Genomic DNA, 2,117 nt, shown 5'->3' on the forward strand with positions numbered 1-2,117 from the left:
GCGTCGAAGCAGGCCTTCTTGTAGTCGAAGTCCGAGTGGTTGCAGAGCACCATGCCGACCGTCGGGTAGATGACCTCGGCCGCGACGCCGTCGCGCTTCTGGTCGGCCATGCGCGCCTCGGGATCCCAGCCGCCGCGGTGCAGCTCCGCGAACTTGGTGCCTTTGATGCGGATCTCCTCGGGCGGCTTGCCCGCGGCGGCCGCGAGGCCCACCACGACGGGGCGCGCCATGCCGTCGACGACGAACACGTCGCCCATCTCGCCGACCTCCTCCATGCGCGGCGCGCGCGACTTGAAGGCGTGGTCGATGAAGTCCGTGTACGTGTTGGGCGGCTCGGTGACGTGCGAGTCCGCGGAGATGATCGGGTAGGCCATCCGGAGCTCCTCTCTTCCCCATCATAGACCGAAGGCGGTAGGGTGCGCTCTTGCTGCGCCTGGTGCCGCTCTCGGAGGCCCACAGCGAGCCCGTCCACGCGCTCTACTCGGACCACGAGGTCGCGCGCCGGCTGCTCCACGTCGCGATCCCGTTCACCCGGGAAGACGCCCGGGCGTTCTGCACGGCCCCCGTCAGCGCCACGCAACAGCACCGGTTCGCGGCGACACTGGAGGGCGACGGCAGCTTCGTGGGGGTCGGCGTGGTCCGCGACCTGGTGCGCGAGCTCGGCTTCGCGAGCATCGGCTACTCGCTCCTTCGCTCGCATTGGGGACACGGGTACGCGGCGCGGATCGCGGGCGAGCTCGTGGCCCTCGCGCGGCGCGAGCTGGGCGCGAGCGAGGTCCGGGCGGGCGTCCGGCCCGACAACGCCGCCTCGATCCGGGTGCTCGAGAAGCTCGGCGTCGCGCGCCTCGAGCCCGCAACGGAGGTCCTCTACTACGCGCGGGCGCTCGGCCCTACACAGGTTTGACCCACCGGCCGGCTAGCTGGGAAAATCGAGCTTCGACGAGGGAGATGAAATGGATCTCAGCTACAGCGCCGAGTACGAGGCGTTCCGCGGCGAGGTGAAGGCGTTCCTCGCGGCCAACTGGCCGCTGCGCGGCGACGAGGCGAAGCTGCCGGGCGACAAGCGCGCGGCGCTGCTGCGCGAGCGCGCCATCGCAGCCGGCTACCTGGCGCGCGCGATTCCCAAGAAGTATGGCGGCTCGGAGCAGCCGGCCGACGTGCTGAAGGCGCAGATCATCCGCGAGGAGTTCGCGCGCGCGCGGGCGCCCGGCGAGATGGCGGGCATCGGCCCGAGCATGCTCGTGCCCACACTGCTCGAGAAGGGCGCGGAGTGGCAGAAGGAGAAGTTCATCGGCCCCACCATCCGAGGCGAGATCGTCTGGTGCCAGGGATACAGCGAGCCCGGCTCGGGCAGCGACCTCGCGTCGCTCCAGACCAAGGCCGAGCTGCGCGGCGACGAGTGGGTGATCAACGGCCAGAAGATCTGGACCTCGGGCGCGCACCGCGCCGACTACATGTTCTGTCTGTGCCGCACCGAGCCCGACGCGCAGAAGCACGGCGGCATCTCGTATCTGCTGCTCTCGATGAAGCAGCCGGGCATCGAGGTGCGGCCGCTGCGCCAGATGACCGGCGCCGCCGACTTCAACGAGGTGTTCTTCACCGACGCGAAGACGCCCAAGGACTGGATCGTCGGCAAGCGCGGCGAGGGCTGGATCGTGTCGCGCACCACGCTCAAGCACGAGCGCAACATGATCGGCGACGCGGCGAACGCGCTGATGACCTTCAACGCGCTCGTCCAACTCGCGAAGAGCTCGCACCGCAACGGCAAGCCCGCCATCCAGGATCCGGCGATCCGCCAGCGGCTCGTGCAGCTCGAGGGCACCGTGCGCTCGCACCAGTACTCGGGCTACCGGCAGCTGACCAAGGCGGCGAAAGGCCAGGACCCCGGCCGCGTGCAGCTCATGAACAAGCTGATCTCGACGAACATCGGGCAGGAGGTCGCGAAGCTGGCGCTCGACCTGCTCGGCGACGAAGGCCTGCTCGAGCCCGGCGAGCGCCAGCTGGGCATGGGCCCGCGCGACGCCTCGCAGTGGGTCGGCCAGTTCATGTGGTCGCTCGGCAGCGCGGTCGCCGGCGGCACCGCCAACATCCAGCGCAACGTGATCGGCGAGCGCGGG

Annotated in this window: 3 protein-coding genes; 2 read left to right on the forward strand and 1 reads right to left on the reverse strand. The window is 70.1% G+C overall.

What is annotated here, in order from left to right; genetic code table 11:
- The coding region (locus VMR86_04900; GenBank protein HTO06376.1) for an amidohydrolase at nt 1-374 on the reverse strand (374 nt) is incomplete at its 3' end.
- 50 nt (nt 375-424) lie between these two features.
- Between VMR86_04900 and VMR86_04905 the strand changes: the two genes are divergently transcribed.
- Both VMR86_04905 and VMR86_04910 read left to right on the forward strand, forming a co-directional pair.
- On the forward strand, nt 425-904 hold the full coding sequence (locus tag VMR86_04905; protein ID HTO06377.1) for a GNAT family N-acetyltransferase: 480 nt from the start codon (nt 425-427) through the stop codon (nt 902-904).
- 49 nt (nt 905-953) lie between these two features.
- Nucleotides 954-2,117 (forward strand): acyl-CoA dehydrogenase family protein (locus VMR86_04910; GenBank protein ID HTO06378.1); only part of this gene is annotated, 1,164 nt, incomplete at its 3' end.

The sequence above is a fragment of the Myxococcota bacterium genome (assembly GCA_035498015.1).
Taxonomy (GTDB): Bacteria; Myxococcota_A; UBA9160; order SZUA-336; family SZUA-336; genus VGRW01.